This window comes from Bartonella sp. AA81SXKL, from assembly GCF_042196945.1.
In the GTDB taxonomy this organism is placed as follows: Bacteria; Pseudomonadota; Alphaproteobacteria; order Rhizobiales; family Rhizobiaceae; genus Bartonella.
On sequence record NZ_JBHIRH010000239.1, the window covers coordinates 310 to 714 of the forward strand.

1 pseudogene is annotated in these 405 nt (G+C 36.8%); it reads left to right on the forward strand.

Going from position 1 to position 405, the window contains the following annotated elements:
* Positions 1 to 181, forward strand: a pseudogene (locus ACFINZ_RS10830) (thiamine diphosphokinase); the annotation flags it as partial.
* Positions 182 to 405: the final 224 nt, after the last annotated feature.

The following is a 405-nucleotide window of genomic DNA, read 5'->3' on the forward strand; positions in this document are numbered from 1 at the left end:
TAGTATCATTGGCTTTTCTGATTTAAAAGGATTAACCATATCAGGTGCAAAATGGCCTCTTTATAATAAAAATGTGTTGTTTGGGTCTTCTTTGACACTTTCTAACCGCATTTGTGGAACCTTCTCTTGTCATTTATGTTCTGGAAAAGCTATAGTGTTGGCATCTGTACCTATTTCATGAGTCTCTTCGAGTATATTTGAATAATGCAGAAGGGGGATAAGTAATGAAGTGCCGGCATAATAATATATTTATGTTTTGATCTTTTTAAGGAGAGGTTTTATATGTTAAAATCAATTTTGAAAGTAGCAGTTATTTCCACCATTGGTTTAAGTACGGTGGCGTGTACTGTGAATGATCAACGCATTGCACGCTACGGTGTGGGAGGTGCGGCAATAGGTGCTTTG